Raw genomic sequence first — 18,692 nt, forward strand, 5'->3', positions numbered from 1 at the left:
TTATACTTTGAATACCCATTTTAAACTATACCATCCAGACTGTTTAGTTTCAAATGAAATCGGCTCATTATTATTATTTGCGTGTTCTTTTCTATAAACCGGGTACTAGGTATGAAATGGAACAAATTGCTAATTAATTTTTATATTGATATGATTAATTAGACATGACTACCCTAGTTAGTAAGGTTACTTTTTCATCTCACGCTTTACAGTACTAAATAAGTTGATTAGAATAAGAAATTAATAACGATATCATAAACAGTAATGAGGGACATAAATATGCCTAGAGAATCGAAGCGGCAAAAAATATTAGAAGCAGCAGCCTCCATTGTAAATACTAGGGGAAGTGACGCTTTAACCCTTGATGCCACAGCTAAACAGGCGCAGGTAAGCAAAGGCGGCTTGCTTTATCACTTCGAAAGTAAAGAAGCGCTAGTAAAAGGTCTTGTTCAGCATATGGATAGCATCTACCGAGGAAATGTGGAAAGTTCCAGCTTGTCTGATCACGAAGAAACGGGTAGGTGGACCAGGGCGTTAGTGAACACGATGTACAAACAGAGTATTGAAAACAAGGAGACTAGTGCTGGGATGCTTGCTGCTCAGGGGATTAACCCAGAATTATTGAAACCTTTGCAGGAAACGTATGCGGGTTGGCAGGAACGAATCCAACATGACGGTCTCGATGAAGTACAAGCGACAATTTTGCGTTTAGCTGTTGATGGTTTGTGGCTTTCCGAGATATTTGGATTAGGCACGATAGATCCAAAATTACGGCAGCGTGTGCTGGAAGCGTTACTAGAACAGACTCATTCAAACAATAGTGATAAATAAATATAGAAAGGCTTAGGGAAACCTAAGCTAAGCTTGTAGAGAAACTTCTTGTTTTTCTACAAGCTTTCTTTATACCACGCTGGGAGCGAATTCTCGTATCTTCTCGCAAAAACCCGCAGTGGTCAGTGAAAACTTACATATAGTACAAATTATGTGGATCTACAATCGCATCTTCGAATATACTTCGCTTTCCGCGGGCACGGCTTCAGCTTCCTTGCCCCGGCAAGGGGTATGTCAACGTTGTCCGCAAAGGACGGTTTTAGTTGACCTTCCTCTTTTAACCGCTTTCCTGCTTAGATCTTCTGCTCGCGCTGTTCCCGCAGGATAAGGAAGGCTACCCTGAAAAGGCATCGCACGAAGAAAAAGTGTTTTTCTTTTTCGAGGAGTCTTTCTATATTCGAAGTTGCTAGGTAAGAGTGAAAAGATAAAATTTTATTATCCACCACTTTTTCAATGACCTTGCCTTACTTCAACTGGAGTCTCAAGGTAATCGGACCTATTTCTCCCCTTCAAACCCTAATTTAAAATAAAAAAATCTGTGCTGACTGATTGTCAACACAGATTTTTACTAGGTTATTATTTACCCATCATTTTATTCACTTTATCTTCATGATTATCAATCCACTGTTGAGCAACTTTTTTAGGATCTTTGCCCTCTTCTTCAATCTTAACAATCATCTCTTCTACATCGTCGATTGAGATACTCCAGTTCTTAAAGAATTCATAAACTTCTGGTGCTTCATCTTTTAATTTACTGTTTGTTACGACATGTACGGAAGATGTTTCGAAAAAGCCTTTATCGTTACTTAAAATCTTCAAATCGTATTTGTTAAACATCGTGTGTGGGCGCCATCCAAAGAACATTACTGGCTTTTCTTGTTTGATTAGACGAGTTGCCTGAGCCATCATTCCGCCTTCAGACGAGTTAACCTGTTTAAGATCAAGGTTATACGCCTTAATCATTTCATTCGATTGTTTTGTTGCGCTTGCACCTTTTTCAATACCAAACATTTTGTTATTGAACATATCTTCTTTACCCTTCAAATCACTTACTGAATTGATATTCTCCATATAGGCAGGTACAACCCAGCCAGTTTTTGCTTCAGGGTAGCTTACCGCTGTATCGTCAAGCTTATCACCGAATTTTTCCATATATTTGTTGTGCATTGGGAACCAGCTATCCATGAATACATCTAAGTCGCCACGGGAAAGTCCCATAAATACGCCACCAACATTAGCTTTTGTTTGTTTTACTTCGTAGCCCATGTCTTTCAGAATCAGACTTGCAATTTCAGTCGGGGGAACTGTACTTGTCCATGGCGTTACACCAAAGTCAATTGTTACATTTTTATTGTTGGTGTCTCCTGACTTTTCTTGACCAGATTCATTCTCTGATGCTGATTCATTACCAGCAGAACAACCAAACATAATTACTAAAATTGATGCCATCATTACACTTAATACAATTTTTTTCATACGAATACGCTCCTTTTATTAATTTAATAAGTTTATACTTTTTGACCAATTCCTTGGGTAACGCGGTCAAGAATGATTGCAAGAACCACAATTCCTAATCCGCCTGTTAGCCCAAGACCAACGTTAACATTGGAAATACCCGCTAACACGGTAGACCCAAGTCCAGGCGCTCCAATCATTGAAGCAATAACTGCCATTGACAGCGCTAGCATAATCGTCTGGTTAATACCAGCCATGATCGTCGGCACTGCCATTGGCAGCTGCACCTTGAATAAAAGCTGCCATGAGGTTGACCCAAACGCTCTTGAAGCTTCTACCACATCACCTGGAACCTGTTGGATTCCAAGCGTGGTCATACGAACAGCCGGTGGTGTGGCAAATACAAATGTCGCGATAACCGCAGGCACACCACCTAGTCCAAATAATAGAATCGCAGGAATTAAATACACAAAACTTGGCAATGTCTGCATAAAGTCCAGGATCGGTCTTGTGATTTTATTAATAACTTCATTAACCGCACTTAAAATCCCAATCGGAATACCGATGATTACCGAAATTAGCGTTGCGACAAATACTACCGCAATAGTCTGCATTGCAGCAGCCCATAAATCCACTGACCCTAAATAGAAACAACCAATTAGTGTAAATAAGGCTACTCCTTTACCAGCACTCCTCCAACACAAAATGACTAATAGAAGCGTAATAAGTTCTGGAGGGATGGTAATTAATAGATTCGTAAATGAAGTAATAAAGGTAGAAAGAATTCCGCTTAATGAATTGAAAAATCCACCCATTACGGGAAGCAACCATTCGTTTACAAAACGGTTTGTCCACTCTTCTAATGGAAAGCTGAAATAATTCATGATGTGACCTCCTCTTCCTTTTCCTTACCGAGAACTAGTCCGGAAAGAATAGATACACGTGAAATAATTCCAACTAATTTCCCGTCATCTATTACGGTAATTGGATATTTAGTCTGTGCTGCAATTCCTATTAAGTCATTCAATGGTGTATCTGGAGCTGTGGCATGAATCTCATCCCGGAGTAAAAACTCTTCCATTGATATTTTTTCTTTATAGGCTTTAATTGCATCATCAATTGTAAGCAAACCTTCAAAATTATTATCACGGTCAACTACAAAAATACTGGATGCTCCAACCTCTTCCATTTTTCGAACTGCCATCCGAGGGCCATCTTTAAAGGTGGTTAATACCTCAGGCTTTCTCATTACGTTAGATGCCTCAAGTATCTTGGAACGATCCACATCTTTCACAAAGTTTGAAACGTAATCGTTTGCAGGATTTTCGAGAATATCTTCTGAAGTTCCAATTTGAACGATACGACCGTCTTTCATAATCGCAATCCGATCACCCAGCTTTAACGCCTCATCCAAATCATGCGTAATGAAAAGTACCGTCTTTCCTAGTTTCTTCTGTAGATTTAATAGTTCGTCCTGCATGTCTTTTCGAATCAAAGGATCAAGCGCACTAAAAGCTTCATCCATAAGCAAAATATCGGTATCGTTGGCGAGTGCTCGTGCTAATCCTACTCGTTGCTGCATACCACCACTTAACTCATCAGGAGAACTGTCCTCGTATCCTTTGAGTCCTACATCTAAAATTGATTGACGAGCTTTTTCTTCTCTTTCCTGCTTATTCACCTTTTGAATTTCCAGTCCGTATGCTACGTTTTCCAACACACTGCGATGTGGAAACAGCCCAAACTTTTGGAAAACCATACCAAGTTTTTTACGTCGTGTTTCAATAAGCTTACGTTTATCCATTTTGGTAATATCCTCACCATCAATGTAAACACTGCCATCCGTAGGCTCAATTAAACGATTGACCAAACGGATTAACGTTGATTTCCCGCTGCCTGACAGTCCCATAATGACGAAAAACTCACCAGGCTTGACTGAAAAAGAGGATTGATTAACCCCGACAGTCATTCCCGTTTCATCTAAAATTTCATCTTTTTGCTCCCCATGCTTTAAACGTTTTAACGCTTGCTGAGGATGGGAACCAAAGATTTTTGTCAAATTGTTCACTTCAATCTTATTCAAATTCTTCTCCTCCTCTGTACCTATTAATTCAAGACTTATATATTTATATAAATTTGCAATTGAATAGAAAAGGAAAGACTTTCTATCTCTGCTGACCCAGAATAACTACTATTCCAGGAACTTTTATTATTCTTGAATGGGTATTCAAAATAATCTTTAACTTTACCAACCAGACGGTATTCTTTAGGCAGCTATTACTGTACCATCTAGACGGTTTTTTGACAACCCTTGCTCGTTTAAAGGTCTGCATGAAAGCTCCTTGAACCATTGATGGAACGGACTAAAAAACTACTCCATGTATTTCAATTTAAAAAAACCGGCATTCGCGTCGTCTTTAATAGCGGATACCGAGTTTTTACTTATACCAACATTTGCTCTAAAGCTTTATACGTATAACTCAATTATCACAGAATAAAATTAGGTGATTCTCCCAGCAACAGTTGAATATCTCGCAATCCTTTTTCGTAGTGACACAAATTCACTATACTGCGAATTAACTTCTGTTTGTTTACTCACCGGAAAACAGACCACGAAGTAACAGCAACGAGATTTCCGCTGCTGGCAGTCGCTTTCCGCGGGCGGATGGTGAGCCTCCCGCAGGAGTCGACTGCCATCCGCTCCAATCACTTGTCGGGATATAGATGATATTAAATTGGATAGCGCACAATCAAATTCACTACTTAGTCTACTGAAAAAGAGATAGATTCTAAAATTACGTTATCTCACCTTAACCTAGCATCATCGAATTCACGAGACTCCTGCGGGAACAGCGCGAGCTGAAGATCTAAGCAGGAAAGCGGTTTTTGCTTATCCGAGGAAGCTGAAGCCGTGCCCGCGGAAAGCGAAGTGAAATCGACGATGCGATCGCAGATCCACTTATTTCGTATTCCTTGTAACTTTTCAGTGGCCAGCAAGTAATTTAATTCTGTAGAAAGTGTATGTTACGTCGCAGTTTATATCTACTACGACAAAAGTAACTAATAGCATGTAAAAACCTCAAGTGGACTAGGGGTTGGAGCAAGACAGACAAATATAAATATCTTATACATTCTTATCTTTCAAAAAAAGCACCTAAGAACTGTTTCTTCTTAAGTGCTTTCTAAAACTTTCGCTATTAACTATTGACAGATAAGCCAAGTTTTCTTATGAGAATTTTTTATTATAACTTCCCTTTATTTAGTCTTCTTTGCAGCTCCATGATAACTAGCGATGGCTTGCTAATAAATCCATCTATTGGTGTGCCTAGCCGTTTTTGTAAAGCTGTAATTGTAATTCGCCCTATATACCCATCTTCTTTCACACCTAACCACCTTTGCAACGCTTTGATCACTAGGGATGGTTTACTTATCACACCATCTACCGGAGTATTGAAGTAATTCTGTAATGCAGAGATGGTGTTAACTCCAAAGTAACCATCTACATCTAATTTACTTTTTGGCTTAGCATTCTTTAAAGCTTTTTGAGTTATCGGACCATAAAAACCATCTACTATTAAACCACGATCAGATTGGAATTTCTTAACTGCTTTTTCAGTCACTGGGCCGTACGAACCATCAGCACCGAACCCACCTAAATCATAACCAAGTTCTATTAATTTTCGTTGCATAACTTTTACATCTTCACCACGATCACCACGCATTAGGTAATTGCGATCTGGATTAATTTCAACATTCCAGTTATCAAGGTAATACTGCACATCACTTATAAATTCACTCCATGTAATTCCATGGGGAGTTAACCAACTTTGTGGATCATTTCTGCGTTGTGGATCCAGCACGCTATGAGAAACAATATGCTCCTTGGGATTCTTGTTAAATTTAGTACACAAGAAAGCAAAATACCATCTATAACGGTCATAAGATTTCGAAAAATCATCCGTCCTGCAAAGTTCTACACCTATAGCTGCATCGTTAGCATCATCGCCATAAAGCATGTTGTCAATTGTTTTCTGATATTGAACATGCCAGGCTTTTTCGTCCAACGGAATAATCTCTAATATTTTTGTTGAGTCTATCATAGTATGAGCAGAAGCTTGAAATGTAATATTTTGAAAATACGTATAATGATTATCTGCAGTCGCTCCATTATTAGCTGTTTCATGTGCGACAAAAAATTCAGGATCACCACTTTCTAACTTTTCACCACTTCTCGCTAATTCATTTGTAATATAACGTCTTTCAATTTTATACTTATCTTTAATTGCCATACTTTTTTCATACCCTTTCTTATCACAACCATTTTCTTTTCCACATTAGTGATCCATTCAGTATATGTGTACAAGCAAGAAGCCGATTGTTCGATATAACCAGTCGTTAAGCCTCTTTTAATCTGACGAAATACGCAATAGAAAAATATACCTGACTATTTTTGATCAATTACTCTTATCTAACACAGCAGGAAGTTGTTGATATGTATCATCCCAAAATGGTGATAGATATCACTACATATATGCCTTCTGATAAAGTATCTTTTAGTAGAATTCTTCTGCAGAAGGATGTTACTTAGAAAACTTAGCTTATCGCCAATCCTCAGTGCCTTAGTTGCACTTATGCAGTAAGAAAGGATGAGATGACATTTGTACGGAATCAAAAAGAAGTCTTGGCCACAAAAGTTAACGATTATGGGAAGTGAGTTCCTGTTCCTGCTAGTGGTGGTTTGGTTCTTATTTCTAGATGGCAACCACTACTTGCAACTGTCTGATGGTAATGTGAACCGAAATGTTATCTTGTTTATTTTTTGTTTGATTGTATTTTTACGAATGAATGGGATGATGATTTTTTTATTAAAACGCGGGATTACATGGGGGGAAGCTGGAGGCGTGATCGGTGCGTTTGCTGTATATTATTTAGGGTTTTCTTTTTTAGGTGGGACCACTGACATAGATTTAGATGGGATCGACTGGATTGCAGTAGCGCTATTCCTGACAGGATCGCTGATTAACACAGGGTCCGAAGTATTACGACATCAATGGAAAAAGGACAGCCAGAATAAGAAGAAACTTTATACTGGCTGTCTTTTCCGCTATGCCATCCATATCAACTATTTTGGAGATTTCGTATGGGTATCCGGATTTGCTTTATTAACCCGAAATCTATGGGCCGGTTTGATTCCAGTATTCTTAGGCATCATGTTTATTTTCCTTAATATCCCTCAACACGATCAGTACCTACGAGAGAAATACGGAACTGCCTTTGAAGCGTATGAAAAGAAGACCAAAAAGTTTTTCCCTTTCATATATTAACGGACTTGAATATGATATATATCACTCAAAAATCCTGATATTCATGACTAACAAGGATCCCCTCCCTAACGTAAGCTAAAAGTACAAATTCTAATACGAGGTGAAAATAATGAAAAAAAGTGTACTTACAGGATTAACGGTAGGGATTCTAGCAGGAATAGCAGGATTGGTAACGGAATATGTAATGGAAAAAACAACGGGACTCTCTTTCGAGGAACTAACGCCAGTTTCCATAATGCTCTCTTGCATAATCACAAATATTGCCGGGGCTATTATTTTTCAAAAATTGGATAAAAAGGCATCCAGAAGCCGTTTTTACTATGGTATAGTGGTGGGGACAGTGACGTTCTTCACTACCCTCAATACCATCGCGAATCCCCCGCAGGAACAGTTTGGGGTTGTTGCCCACCCGGTTCATTTGGTGGTAGCACTCCTGTCCTTCTGCTTAATCCCTAGCTGGATGAAGAAAAATAACAAAGCGCAGGATAATTCAACTGCAAAAGCAATTTAATGGAAAAAACTTACGGAAAGGGAAATTGGAGGTAATGCTATTGCTACCACTGCAAGCATTAAAGAAAAACAGACAGTCCACACTACTACTGATGCTGGTACTTCCAGCGATTTACTTGTTATTAGGACCCTATGACCAGGCGTGGGTCATCAACATGTGCTTGTTTGCCGCCTTGGCTTTTTGCTACTGGCAGAGTATTACCCACCCCCCTTACCGAAAAGTGTTCATCGTTCTGCAACTCTTAATCGTTGCAGTATATGGATATCTCTATTCACCGTGGAATATGGTTCTAGCCTTTTACCCCGCGTTGGTGGTTGGGCTGTTTTATGATGAACGTAATATACACCGTTTTGCTGGATTAATCGCCTTAACGTTTTCATTGTCATTAATTGCTTATCATGTCCTGCAGGATAAAGAATGGCAGATCTACTGGCTTCCAGTCCTATTGACCACTCTCGCAGTACCTTTTGTTATACGGATGCAACGTCAATCCATGGTCATCCATCAGGAACTGAAAACAGCTAACGAAGAAATTACACGTCTCATTAAAAATGAAGAACGGCAGCGTATTTCCCGAGACCTTCATGATTCAGTCGTGCACACCTTGTCACTGATCACACTAAAGAGTGAATTGATGGAACGGTTGATTAGTGTGGACCAGAAGGAAGCCATCGAGGAAGCGAAAGTAATTCAAGGGATATCCCGATCGGTCCTACTGCAAATCAGGGAATTAATTAGCGATATGCAGGCTGTCGATATTGAGGAAGAACTCCGACATGCGGAAGAAGTCTTTGAGTGGGCGAAGGTGTCCTTTCATCATAAAAACCACATCGATATCGACGAAATTTCAACCATCACACGGAACATATTGGGAATGTGCCTCAGGGAATGTATCACCAATGTACTAAAACATAGCGGCGCTAAACATTGTTCCGTAACACTGGAAGGAGAAGGCAACGCCTATGTCCTTATGGTCGAAGATAATGGAAAAGGGTTCTCTGCACAGCGCGAAGATAAGCAAAACTTCGGCAGTGGGATCCACGGCATGAAAGAAAGACTCCTATTGATAGGTGGTACCCTCCAGATTGAATCCAATTCAAATGGATCGAGAACCACGATATCCGTTCCGAAAATGTAAAGAATGGGGAGATGGAAATGAAAATTGTGATAGCGGAAGACCAGGGTTTGCTGCGGGGCGCAATCAGCCGATTGCTGGGAATGGAAGAAGATATCGAAGTTGTCGGAGAAGCACGTAATGGGAAAGACGTACTTGAAGTAATCCAAGAAACTCAACCTGATATTGCAGTTTTGGATATTGAAATGCCATTTTTAAGTGGGTTAGAGGTTGCCGAAGTCTTACAAAATAACAATAACCCTTGTAAAGTTGCTATCGTTACGACGTTTGCACGAACAGGATACCTGCAAAGAGCAGTCCAGGCAGACGTAAAAGGATATCTTTTAAAAGACACACCCGTGGCGAAATTAGCACAATCCTTGCGGCAAATACATCAGGGGCAGCGTATCTTTAGTCCACAACTAACATTCGCCTCTTTAAGAGAACATAACCCGTTGACCAACAGGGAAAAAGAAATCCTGAAATCCCTTCAGGCTGGGGAATCTGTGAAAGAAATGAGTCAAACGCTTTTCTTATCAGAGGGAACGATCCGAAATTACATTTCAGAAATCATGCAAAAACTGGATGCCAAAAACCGAATTGATGCGGTTAGTATCGCAGAGGAAAAAGGATGGCTCTACTAGATTTTTTGTAAGAATGATTCAATTATACGTCGAGAGAAGAGGAACATTTTATGGAAGCGAATTTTTGCATGGATTGTGGTCATAAGATGGAAACACGAACGATTAAAGGAACAGAGCGAAAGGCTTGTACAGTATGTGAATTTGTATTTTGGGGTGGTTACAGTGTTGGTGTTGGGGCACTCGTTATAAAAAACGGGAAAATATTACTTGTACGCCGAGCGGAAATACCGGGTAAAGGACTTTGGACCAATCCTGGTGGCTATAGCGAGCAGATGGAACGGATAGAAGAAACTGTAATACGTGAGGTGTTCGAGGAAACAGGTGTTACTACTCAAGTGAAAGGTGTAGTCGCCCTAAGAGACCTCCCTCAAAAAGTTCATAACATTTATATTGCTTTTATGATGGAATACATAGAGGGAGATCCTGTTCCCGATGGTGTCGAAGTTGATAGAGCAGGATTCTACGACTTACGGGAAATGAAAACGATGAATGTAGATGTTTTCACCCTTTGGCTTTTCGATATTGCGTTGAACGAGAAACAAGTCGGTCTAATTGTCGATGATAATCCAATTGCGTCTCTTTCTGAAAGAAGTTTTTTCCGGACGCCATTCGATGGTGAATAATCAGTTTCAGCTGTTAACTGTAAGCAAAAAGATTTACTGTACGTACAACGACCTCATTAAATGAATGTAAAAAAAAGCACCGGGGAATTTTTCCAGCCGGCACCTTTTTGTATCATATGCTAATTGCATCAAATGTTTCCTGATTTGCTTCCTCAATAAAAGTGCATGGTGATTCGAGGGAAATCATATAAAGGTCATGCATCGCTCTGGTACACGCTGTGTAGAACAGTGCGCGATCAGATTCCTGGTCATAGCGCTGATTAGACGCATCAGGAATAATTACCGCATCAAATTCTATTCCTTTGGCCAAGTACACCGGTAAGATCACTAGCCCTTTTTCAAAGTTATAGGTTTCTTCATTTATCTGAATGATGGTGACTTTTTCTGAAAGCTCTTTGTACAGCACATCGCTTTCGTGCAATGTTTTACAGATAATTGCAATAGTCTCGTGACCTTTCCCCTGCAATTCGTGGATACTTTTCACAAGAGCATCCGGCCTATTAAGCTGCCCCAGGTTTATCAGCTTCGGCTTGTCCCCGTCACGCTCGAACGCTTCAATCTCCGTCTTACCGGGGGCAAAGCATCTGGTGAATTGGGTAATTTGTCTGGTTGATCGGTAACTTTTGTTCAATGTAATCCGCTCATGATTATATTCAGACTTCTCAGGTACAAGCGGGTTATCTTCAGTGGCATACGCATAGATAGCCTGATTAATATCTCCAAGAAGTGTCATTTTTGTATACGGTGAAATATGCCGGATATATGCAAACTGAAATGCTGAATAATCCTGTGCTTCATCGATAAACAAATGGCGTACTTTTCGATTGGCATCATCGCTAAACAACCTTCCCAGAAAATACACATATGGAGTAGCGTCTTCCCAGTAAAGGTGCTTATCTCTTATGGCAGCTGCTGTTAATGAACGAATATCGTCCCAGTCTGCCGGCGTCTGCGGCGGGCTCCAATCCAAATAAAGACGCTGGTATGATACCGATACGTTAACAAAAGCAAAACGCTTCACTCGTTTTTTTATCCCGGCAAACTGACGCTTCACGACTTCTCTGCGTAAAAATTCCTCTTCAAGTTTAGGATCTTCCTCATCCATCTGCTGCGTGGAACGGTAAGCCTGTAAATATTCTTCCTTGTCGAGCAACTCTGCTTTCTCCATTACCCAGTCTTTGTTCTTTTCATTCTTTTGCACAGTACGCAATCGCTGGAGCAGCCACTTGGCAACAGCATCCATCCGGTTGGGGATACTCGCAATTTCATTAAGTGAATAGAAGTATTCCGCTATCTCAGCTTTAGAAATCAGCACCTCACCGTGCAAATTGATATTCCGAAACTGGAGGCCTTCATTTAAGAGTCCATTGATATACGTGTCGAGCAGTGATTTGAATTCCAAACCGGATTTGTAGTTCATGTTGCGGAGTCTAATTGGATAATCGGCCTCCTGTTGAGCTGTCAACGTGTATTCCATTTGGGAAAACGGCGACTCAATCGTCATATTGCTTTCTACCCGCTTTTCCAAAAAATCATAAAAAGTTGACTGTTTGATGTTTTCCTCGCCCAATTCGGGCAGTACGTTTGCGACGTAGCTTGCGAAAAGCGGATTCGGTGAAAACATTAACATATTATTCGTGTTCAGTTCATTTCGAAACCGGTATAACAAATAGGCAATTCGCTGCAAAATCGCAGACGTTTTTCCGCTGCCGGCAACCCCCTGTACAATCAGAAGATTACTGCGGTCGTTTCGAATTATACGATTCTGTTCCTCCTGGATAGTTGCAACAATACTTTTCATGGTGGTGCTTGCATTGTTGCCAAGCGCCTGCTGGAGGAGCAAATCTCTAATAGTCAGACCCGTATCAAACATACCCTTGATCTCGCCCTGCCTAATAATGAATTGGCGCTTCAATGTCATTTCACCTGAGATGGAGCCGTCTGCTATTTCATATTGGGCCTCCCCTGGAGCATGATCATAGTATAGACTTGAGATTGGCGCGCGCCAGTCATATATCAAGAAATTTTCCTCTTCCTTATCCATAAGCGAAGCAGTACCAATATAGATTTCTTCTTTATCCTGACCAGGTGTTTCTATAAAATCAATTCTTCCAAAATAAGGGGCATCCTTCAATCGTCTGAGTGTCTTCAATTCTTTAGCGATGTTTCCGTGAACCTGCTCCCGTTCAATCAACAGTTCTGCCTGCTGTTTAATACTTGCCTGGGTTTCAATAATATCATCCAGTTCCTCCAGATTAACTGTCACATCATCCCAGAAACTTTCCCGCAGGCTGATAATTGTCTTCTTCAGTCCACTTGACTTAGAATACAACTTTTCTTCTTTCTTGTTTATTACTCCAATGACTTCATTGACACGGCTCTGTTCGGCCTCACGACTCATTCCACCAGCCCCATTCTAAATTAAAATCTTTTTGATTGACTTTATATTCATACCTTGATATAATAATATTAGGGTATTATAATATATTTTAACAACGCAAAAGTCACCCACTTACTATACCATAGTTTGATCGCCCCCACAACAGTTTCTTTTTGTTGTTTTTTTGTGTTCCATATTTTTTCGTTTTTGTTTAATTTATAAAGATTAACCCCCTTCGATAGCTTGGTTATCGAAGGGGGTTTTTATTTCATTGCTGAATACACCCCTCTAAAGGTGAGATAATTTAGGTTTAGTGATGAGAAATTAAAGGAAAGACCGTTAATATCTTTTTTAAATCTAAGTCACGTTAGGTTTCTGATAGATTTATAAACACTCGTACGGTTACTTACTTTGAGGAGGCACACAATGAAATTTGCAAGTGTAGGATTAGTTATGCTAGCCGCTATATGCTGGGGCATAAGTGGTGGAATTGCCGAAATTTTAATGAACAAGGGCTGGGATCCTATTGTGATTTCACTTTATCGAGGGGCAGTTGGATTCATATGTTTTTTCGTGTGGTTTCTCTTTCGCTTCAGGCAAAATTGGATTTTCTCGACTCGTTTCTATATATGGTCACTATTGGCAGGCATAGGGGTTGCTGGAAATTTCACTTTTTATTTTCTCAGCATTGAAGCATCAAGTATTGCTGTAGCCGCTACTTTAATGTATACCGCACCAGTTTTCGTGCTTTTAATCTCTTTTATATTAAGAATAGAACGTTCAACTTGGTTTAAATGGGTATGCATATTTGGTGTACTAATAGGGATTATTCTCCTTACAGGCGCCTACAATACCAACTCTATTTCAATAAGCTTGCTTGGAGCAGCAGCTGGGCTTGGTGCTGGTCTTTCCTATGCTTTGTTTATATTCGGGTTTAAAAGGGCATCTTCTATTGGAAAGCCACAGACAACGTTAACCGTCGCCTTTTTTGCATTTTGTCTCATCCTTTTGTTTCTTGCTGACAAGGGTGAAGCAGCTGCTGTGGTAATGTCAAGCGACATAGGATGGTTCCTTCTATTAGGTATTATAGGTGCTGGAATTTCATTTATATTTTATGTGATTGGTATACGACTTACTGCTCCCACAACCGCTTCAATGGTCGCAATGGTAGAGCCAGTGACAGCTTCATTATTTGGAGTGCTGCTTCTCGGAGATCATTTGACTATCATTCAGCTTCTAGGAATGGCGCTCATCTTAGCTACGGTTACTGTGCTTAGTGTCAAGAAGTCCGGCTGAGAAGAAAAGCATTTTTCATTAACAGATGAAAAGTGCTTTTCTTTGTAAACTAGCTTATAAAAGGTCATCTTGAAAAAAGATTACACAAATAAAGTTGTTGGTGTGGCGTTGAACTGTTTGAGTGATTTATAGTCAAATTTCTTTAAAAAACTATATACATGCTGAAAGTTTTCATCGGTAGTTGTTTCAATATATAAAAGAGGTTTGAACTTTTTTAAAGTGTTAACTGCTCCATGTAATACGTCCATCTCCATTCCTTCTACATCAATTTTTAATGCATCTACTCTCTTCAATTCACTGAACAAATTATCGATCGTCTCTATCACTATTTCACCATCCTTGTCTGCTTTTAATTGGTTCATCCCCATGTTATCTTCTGAACTGCTGACTATCGAGCCTTTACCGATTTCTTTTCCGATCCCATGATTGAGTAAAGTTGCTTTACTCTCCAATCCATTTAATTGAATATTTTTTTCTAATAAAACAAACGCCTCACGATTGGGTTCTATAGAAAAAACTCTAGCTTGACAATGCTGCGCAAAAAACGTGGAATGATTTCCAATATATGCGCCCACATCAATTATAACGCTATTTTCTGGGATCCTCTTTTTTATATCCATTAACATAGACTCTTCATAGAAAACCTGATGATTTGCAACAATTCCTTGAATATGATCTTTGATGTTGGGGAGTAAAAACTTGGTTTGCTTTCCATTACAATAAATGGTGTAGATGTTTTTTTGAGCTATCTCCTCGTCTAACAAGTTTTGAACTTTAGAAATTTGAGCCGTAAACTCAAAATTGTTTTCCACAAATCTTCTATAATTTAATGAGTTATAACTTTTCTGTTTAATCATACTCCTCAAATCATCTATAGAGCTCCAGATAAATTCTTCTGGATAGATGGTTTCTGCACCAACAAAATTATGAATTAATGGCTTAATCCCTTTTGCCATAGACTCCATTATCGATAAATGCTGGCTCTCCAGTAAGCTTGAACTAAGAATGTAATGTTTGTCTTCCAGCCATTTATTGATGTCTGACTGCCAGCCCTCAATGCTAACGTTTTCTTCAAGTCCAAGTTTTTCTATCATCTGATTAAAATAAAGCTTATATCTTGGTTCTTGAAAGCTTCCTGCAATAAATAATTTAAAGTTGGTATTCTTTTTATAAATAGCATGGAAGGCGTGAAGTAAAAGCATCGGGCCTTTTTTAAAGTTCAAGTAACCTACGTGAGCGATATTATAACCTTTCTTTCTTTCTTTAAAATCGAAGTCATTTATTTTTATACCATTTGGAATTACTACAGTCTGGTCTCTAACAAGTTCTGGAGTTTCTGCTAATGCGTATTCTCTGATATGATCTGAAACAAATACTGCCTTATCGACTGATTTCCAATTCACACTCTTCAAGTAACTAGTAAAGACTTCGTAGCTATGAATTCGACAAATTATTTTTTTGTGTTTAGCTAAAGCAGTCTTACTCCCGTAAACCATCAGTTCATCACACCATTCAAACCAGCACACATCAGCGTCATTCATATAAATATCAATATTTTTCATGTTCGTTGTGACATAAATTATTTTGACAATATAGCTGCTCGATAAAGTGCTTGCGATATCTTTCACGAAAGCATCAAGACCAGGTTTAACAAAGATTATAAGTTTAGGAATATTATTACTATCCATCGGTTCAATCACATCCATTCATTATATAGCAATATCATTTCTACAGTTGAAATCTCTCCCTGCAAATAATACTTGTTTTTCTATTCTGCTGAAAATTCATCCATCGGCTCCTCTGGCGGATCGTTCAGCCCTAATTTATTCTCGAGTAATTCCTTATTGAAGAGCACCCTTTTATCCTGAGGGCGAAAGGATCTAGCTAATTCATTATGTTCGTATGATTTTTGGAAATCAGAAAGGTTATAATAACAAACGCATAATTGCAAATGAGGATACCACGTGGAATAAGCAGGATAAGTAAAGCTCCATTTATTAGGGTCATCTTCAATAGAAGTTGCTAATTCATACCAATAAATTGCAGACTTATATTCTTTTTTCCTCTGAAAATGATAGCCAACCCTGCTGCACATTTCGGGTCGAGGAGTTTTGGAAAAACGTAAGGACTCAAATAAAGATGCGAGTTCTTTTTCTTGCTTTTCTAAAAATCGAAAGCAGTCTGCACGATTGATGCAAGCGTACACTTTGTCTTCAACCCAGCCTTCTTTGCATTCAATGTTTTTCGTATAACTTTCAATTGCCTTTTCATGATGACCGTTTTCTCTGAGCTCGTTTCCATAATAAAAGTGATCTCGAGGACTAAAAATATCGGCTCTTTCTATCTTCTCCTCATAAATAGATAGATTTCGTCCAACCGCATGCTTTAATTTTTTGTGTGTAACCGCAACATCGGAATTAATGATGTGACCATATACATTCAAGTAGTTGTGCACATCCCCGCCCCACTGGAAATTTTTACTCGTTTTGACTAACCGGTTTCTCCGATACTGAAGTGTGACATTACCGAATTCATCCGTTCCTGCGTTGTAATACATCGAGACCGAATCGACCGCTGGGTCAAGTTCATCCTTTAATTGTTTGAACTTCTCCCGGTCCTCATCCAATATGACATCATCAGCATCCAAATAAAGAATATATTCCTTGGTCGCATGCTTGAAGGATTCATTCCTTGCATCTGTAAATCTCCCCGTCCACTCAAAGAAAAAAACACGATCTGTATATTCTTTGGCAATCTCAACAGTACGATCATCAGATCCTGTATCCACAATATTGATTTCATCCACTAGATCCTTAACAGAGTCCAGGCATCGAGCTAAAACCTCTTCTTCATTTTTCACAATCATGCAAAGGCTGACCGTAACCATCCCATCTCTCCTTTGTAAATAGTAGAATGAGTTAATTTAATCACTTAATATTTGTATGAAACAAAAATCACACATAGACCATTTTAATTGAAGCAGGTATTGTTCAGTATTATTTTTTGAAAATGGCACTTCGCCAACCTCAAGAGCGAAATTGTTTGTATTTGTTCAGTAAGAAAGTATTACCTGCCAATAGGACATTATTTTAATCCTGATGAAAGGCCATAAGGCTGAATCCATTCGGTTAAGAAGAAAAAATCGGCTGTTTGGAGCAAAAATTACCAAACAGCCGATTTTTAATTATACTATTTCTATATAGAATCATTTCTTTCTTACAGCAGCTTCCAGATAAGAGTTTTTATTTTTAAGAACATGAAAATTTAATACCGTGCATTACCACTCTTCTGTAACTCTAAATACCGATGAGACCAAACTACTCATTCCAAATGAACCTATTACTAAAGAAACCGTTTGATCATCTGGTAACTCAAAATCCAAAAGATTAGCGCTAGCTAATTCCCTATCCGCCCCCATGCCACTCGCTGCTACTCCTTGAAAAACCACTTCACCACCTGTAATTGTAGTTGCAGTACTATTAACCATTAAAGCTGTTTCATTCAGCGGAATATTTGTAGTTGCAGTCGGAAAATTAACAAATGCTGTATTCAATGTTCCTCCCACTATTATCTGAAAAAACACATCTTCACTCGTGACAATATCAACACCTTCTAAAGTAACACTTACTGAATTAGGTCTAGCTGAACCGACAGGAAAAACTGCTTTTCTCTGAAATGAAATCATCGGTAATCCCGTTGTATTTACTGACGCCGTTCTTCTTTCCGATGTTATTCGAAAAGCAGGATCAAATTTTCCGATGATACTGTATTGTCTCCCTCCCACAAATATATTTTTGGCCGCGGTGAGCCCACTATTTACTATTTGGGCTCGCAAAGGTAAGTTTGGATCTGCAAAACTTGTTTCATTCGATGGACGATATCGGTGAACAGTGAAAACCTCTTGAGCTAAGTTCGCAGGGTTTTGAAGCACAATATTAAATTCAACAACCCCATATCCATACCACGTAAAGTTAATTTGAAAAATATTGCCTAAAGATAAATCAAGAGATAGTCCACTTGGTCCAGTACCATCCAGAGAATCAACATTCCATGAAGCTTGCGGGATAATTAAATCAGAGCCTGATCTTCTAATAGCAACGAAAATGCCATCTGTTACGTTTTGTCCGTAATATGCGCCGTTTTCGTCATCAAACAACCCCCATCGAAACACTTGATCAGTTGCTGCTGGTTCAGGAATACGCACACCTATTCCCGCTTGACCTGCAAACCCGGGCATATATCGCCCTCTTTCTGCACTATCAAGTGTTGCAGAATCATTTGCTCCAGTAGTAACACTTAGTTGATATTCGACAGTAGTGTTCGTAACTGTTCCACTCCCTGCCGTTTCCACAATATCTCGGAGATCTGATAAACCATACACAGACTTTAACTCAATTACAGGTGTTCTTTGCGCCACCCTTAACTCATTAAATTGTGAACTGACATTGGGTCCTATATTTTCAATGATTGTCATTTATTCCCCCCCCCTTTCTATTTTAAAAATAATAACGAAT

The 18,692-nt window shown here is 39.2% G+C and carries 15 protein-coding genes; 7 read left to right on the forward strand and 8 right to left on the reverse strand.

Translation table 11 applies throughout. From position 1 onward, the window contains the following. The first annotated feature begins 279 nt into the window (after positions 1 to 279). Positions 280 to 831, forward strand: a complete 552-nt coding sequence (locus VBD025_RS01145) for a TetR family transcriptional regulator (RefSeq protein WP_430788504.1) — start codon at positions 280 to 282, stop codon at positions 829 to 831. Between the two features lie 576 nt (positions 832 to 1,407). Here VBD025_RS01145 and VBD025_RS01150 read toward each other — a convergent pair. The 4 genes from VBD025_RS01150 to VBD025_RS01165 all read right to left on the reverse strand — a co-directional run bounded on the left by VBD025_RS01150 (position 1,408) and on the right by VBD025_RS01165 (position 6,575). Further along, positions 1,408 to 2,307, reverse strand: a complete 900-nt coding sequence (locus VBD025_RS01150; RefSeq protein WP_430788506.1) for a glycine betaine ABC transporter substrate-binding protein — start codon at positions 2,305 to 2,307, stop codon at positions 1,408 to 1,410. A gap of 32 nt (positions 2,308 to 2,339) precedes the next feature. Then, positions 2,340 to 3,170 carry an ABC transporter permease gene (locus VBD025_RS01155; protein WP_430788508.1) on the reverse strand — a complete coding sequence of 277 codons (831 nt, stop codon included), beginning with the start codon at positions 3,168 to 3,170 and terminating at the stop codon, positions 2,340 to 2,342. Next, on the reverse strand, positions 3,167 to 4,369 hold the full coding sequence (locus VBD025_RS01160; RefSeq protein ID WP_430788510.1) for a quaternary amine ABC transporter ATP-binding protein: 1,203 nt from the start codon (positions 4,367 to 4,369) through the stop codon (positions 3,167 to 3,169). Before VBD025_RS01160 ends, VBD025_RS01155 begins: the two co-directional genes overlap by 4 nt. A 1,159-nt stretch (positions 4,370 to 5,528) precedes the next feature. Then, positions 5,529 to 6,575, reverse strand: a complete 1,047-nt coding sequence (locus VBD025_RS01165; RefSeq protein WP_430788512.1) for a peptidoglycan recognition protein family protein — start codon at positions 6,573 to 6,575, stop codon at positions 5,529 to 5,531. 369 nt (positions 6,576 to 6,944) lie between these two features. On the opposite strand from VBD025_RS01165, the gene VBD025_RS01170 reads away from it, so the two are divergent. The 5 genes from VBD025_RS01170 to VBD025_RS01190 all read left to right on the forward strand — a co-directional run bounded on the left by VBD025_RS01170 (position 6,945) and on the right by VBD025_RS01190 (position 10,502). Continuing rightward, the gene (locus VBD025_RS01170) at positions 6,945 to 7,610 is read left to right on the forward strand and encodes a methyltransferase family protein (RefSeq protein WP_430788514.1); all 666 of its coding nucleotides are present in this window, start codon (positions 6,945 to 6,947) and stop codon (positions 7,608 to 7,610) included. A gap of 109 nt (positions 7,611 to 7,719) precedes the next feature. After that, positions 7,720 to 8,121: a hypothetical protein gene (locus tag VBD025_RS01175; RefSeq protein WP_430788516.1), complete on the forward strand. Its 402-nt coding sequence runs from the start codon at positions 7,720 to 7,722 to the stop codon at positions 8,119 to 8,121. A 310-nt stretch (positions 8,122 to 8,431) separates the two neighbouring features. Then, on the forward strand, positions 8,432 to 9,259 hold the full coding sequence (locus VBD025_RS01180) for a sensor histidine kinase (protein WP_430791220.1): 828 nt from the start codon (positions 8,432 to 8,434) through the stop codon (positions 9,257 to 9,259). 17 nt (positions 9,260 to 9,276) lie between these two features. Beyond that, entirely contained in the window at positions 9,277 to 9,879 is a 603-nt protein-coding gene (locus VBD025_RS01185; protein WP_430788518.1) for a response regulator transcription factor, read from the forward strand. Positions 9,880 to 9,929: 50 nt separating this feature from the next. Beyond that, positions 9,930 to 10,502, forward strand: coding sequence for an NUDIX domain-containing protein (locus VBD025_RS01190; RefSeq protein WP_430788520.1), 573 nt, complete (start codon positions 9,930 to 9,932; stop codon positions 10,500 to 10,502). 112 nt (positions 10,503 to 10,614) lie between these two features. Here the strand turns inward: VBD025_RS01190 and helD are convergent, their stop codons facing one another. Next, the gene (gene helD / locus VBD025_RS01195) at positions 10,615 to 12,903 is read right to left on the reverse strand and encodes an RNA polymerase recycling motor HelD (protein WP_430788522.1); all 2,289 of its coding nucleotides are present in this window, start codon (positions 12,901 to 12,903) and stop codon (positions 10,615 to 10,617) included. A 405-nt stretch (positions 12,904 to 13,308) separates the two neighbouring features. Here helD and VBD025_RS01200 point away from each other — a divergent pair, with 405 nt between their 5' ends. Beyond that, positions 13,309 to 14,178, forward strand: coding sequence for a DMT family transporter (locus VBD025_RS01200; protein WP_430788524.1), 870 nt, complete (start codon positions 13,309 to 13,311; stop codon positions 14,176 to 14,178). An 80-nt stretch (positions 14,179 to 14,258) separates the two neighbouring features. Here VBD025_RS01200 and VBD025_RS01205 read toward each other — a convergent pair whose 3' ends face one another. The 3 genes from VBD025_RS01205 to VBD025_RS01215 all read right to left on the reverse strand — a co-directional run bounded on the left by VBD025_RS01205 (position 14,259) and on the right by VBD025_RS01215 (position 18,652). Beyond that, complete coding sequence (locus VBD025_RS01205; protein ID WP_430788526.1) at positions 14,259 to 15,884, reverse strand: FkbM family methyltransferase; 1,626 nt, start codon at positions 15,882 to 15,884, stop codon at positions 14,259 to 14,261. Between the two features lie 62 nt (positions 15,885 to 15,946). Continuing rightward, positions 15,947 to 17,065, reverse strand: a complete 1,119-nt coding sequence (locus VBD025_RS01210) for a glycosyltransferase (protein WP_430788528.1) — start codon at positions 17,063 to 17,065, stop codon at positions 15,947 to 15,949. 390 nt (positions 17,066 to 17,455) lie between these two features. Next, a complete protein-coding gene (locus VBD025_RS01215) occupies positions 17,456 to 18,652 on the reverse strand; it encodes a hypothetical protein (protein ID WP_430788530.1) in 1,197 nt (398 codons plus the stop codon). Positions 18,653 to 18,692: the final 40 nt, after the last annotated feature.

Origin of the sequence: Virgibacillus flavescens (assembly GCF_050574275.1) — a bacterium.
Lineage (GTDB): Bacteria > Bacillota > Bacilli > Bacillales > Amphibacillaceae > Virgibacillus_F > Virgibacillus_F flavescens.

Excerpts from the sequence above, each read along its gene's own strand:
- VBD025_RS01145 (WP_430788504.1), top strand. The coding sequence starts at position 280 with ATGCCTAGAGAATCGAAGCGGCAAAAAATATTAGAAGCAGCAGCCTCC.
- VBD025_RS01150 (WP_430788506.1), bottom strand. The coding sequence starts at position 2,307 with ATGAAAAAAATTGTATTAAGTGTAATGATGGCATCAATTTTAGTAATT.
- VBD025_RS01155 (WP_430788508.1), bottom strand. The coding sequence starts at position 3,170 with ATGAATTATTTCAGCTTTCCATTAGAAGAGTGGACAAACCGTTTTGTA.
- VBD025_RS01165 (WP_430788512.1), bottom strand. The coding sequence starts at position 6,575 with ATGGCAATTAAAGATAAGTATAAAATTGAAAGACGTTATATTACAAAT.
- VBD025_RS01175 (WP_430788516.1), top strand. The coding sequence starts at position 7,720 with ATGAAAAAAAGTGTACTTACAGGATTAACGGTAGGGATTCTAGCAGGA.
- VBD025_RS01185 (WP_430788518.1), top strand. The coding sequence starts at position 9,277 with ATGAAAATTGTGATAGCGGAAGACCAGGGTTTGCTGCGGGGCGCAATC.
- VBD025_RS01190 (WP_430788520.1), top strand. The coding sequence starts at position 9,930 with ATGGAAGCGAATTTTTGCATGGATTGTGGTCATAAGATGGAAACACGA.
- helD (WP_430788522.1), bottom strand. The coding sequence starts at position 12,903 with ATGAGTCGTGAGGCCGAACAGAGCCGTGTCAATGAAGTCATTGGAGTA.
- VBD025_RS01200 (WP_430788524.1), top strand. The coding sequence starts at position 13,309 with ATGAAATTTGCAAGTGTAGGATTAGTTATGCTAGCCGCTATATGCTGG.
- VBD025_RS01205 (WP_430788526.1), bottom strand. The coding sequence starts at position 15,884 with ATGGATGTGATTGAACCGATGGATAGTAATAATATTCCTAAACTTATA.
- VBD025_RS01210 (WP_430788528.1), bottom strand. The coding sequence starts at position 17,065 with ATGGTTACGGTCAGCCTTTGCATGATTGTGAAAAATGAAGAAGAGGTT.
- VBD025_RS01215 (WP_430788530.1), bottom strand. The coding sequence starts at position 18,652 with ATGACAATCATTGAAAATATAGGACCCAATGTCAGTTCACAATTTAAT.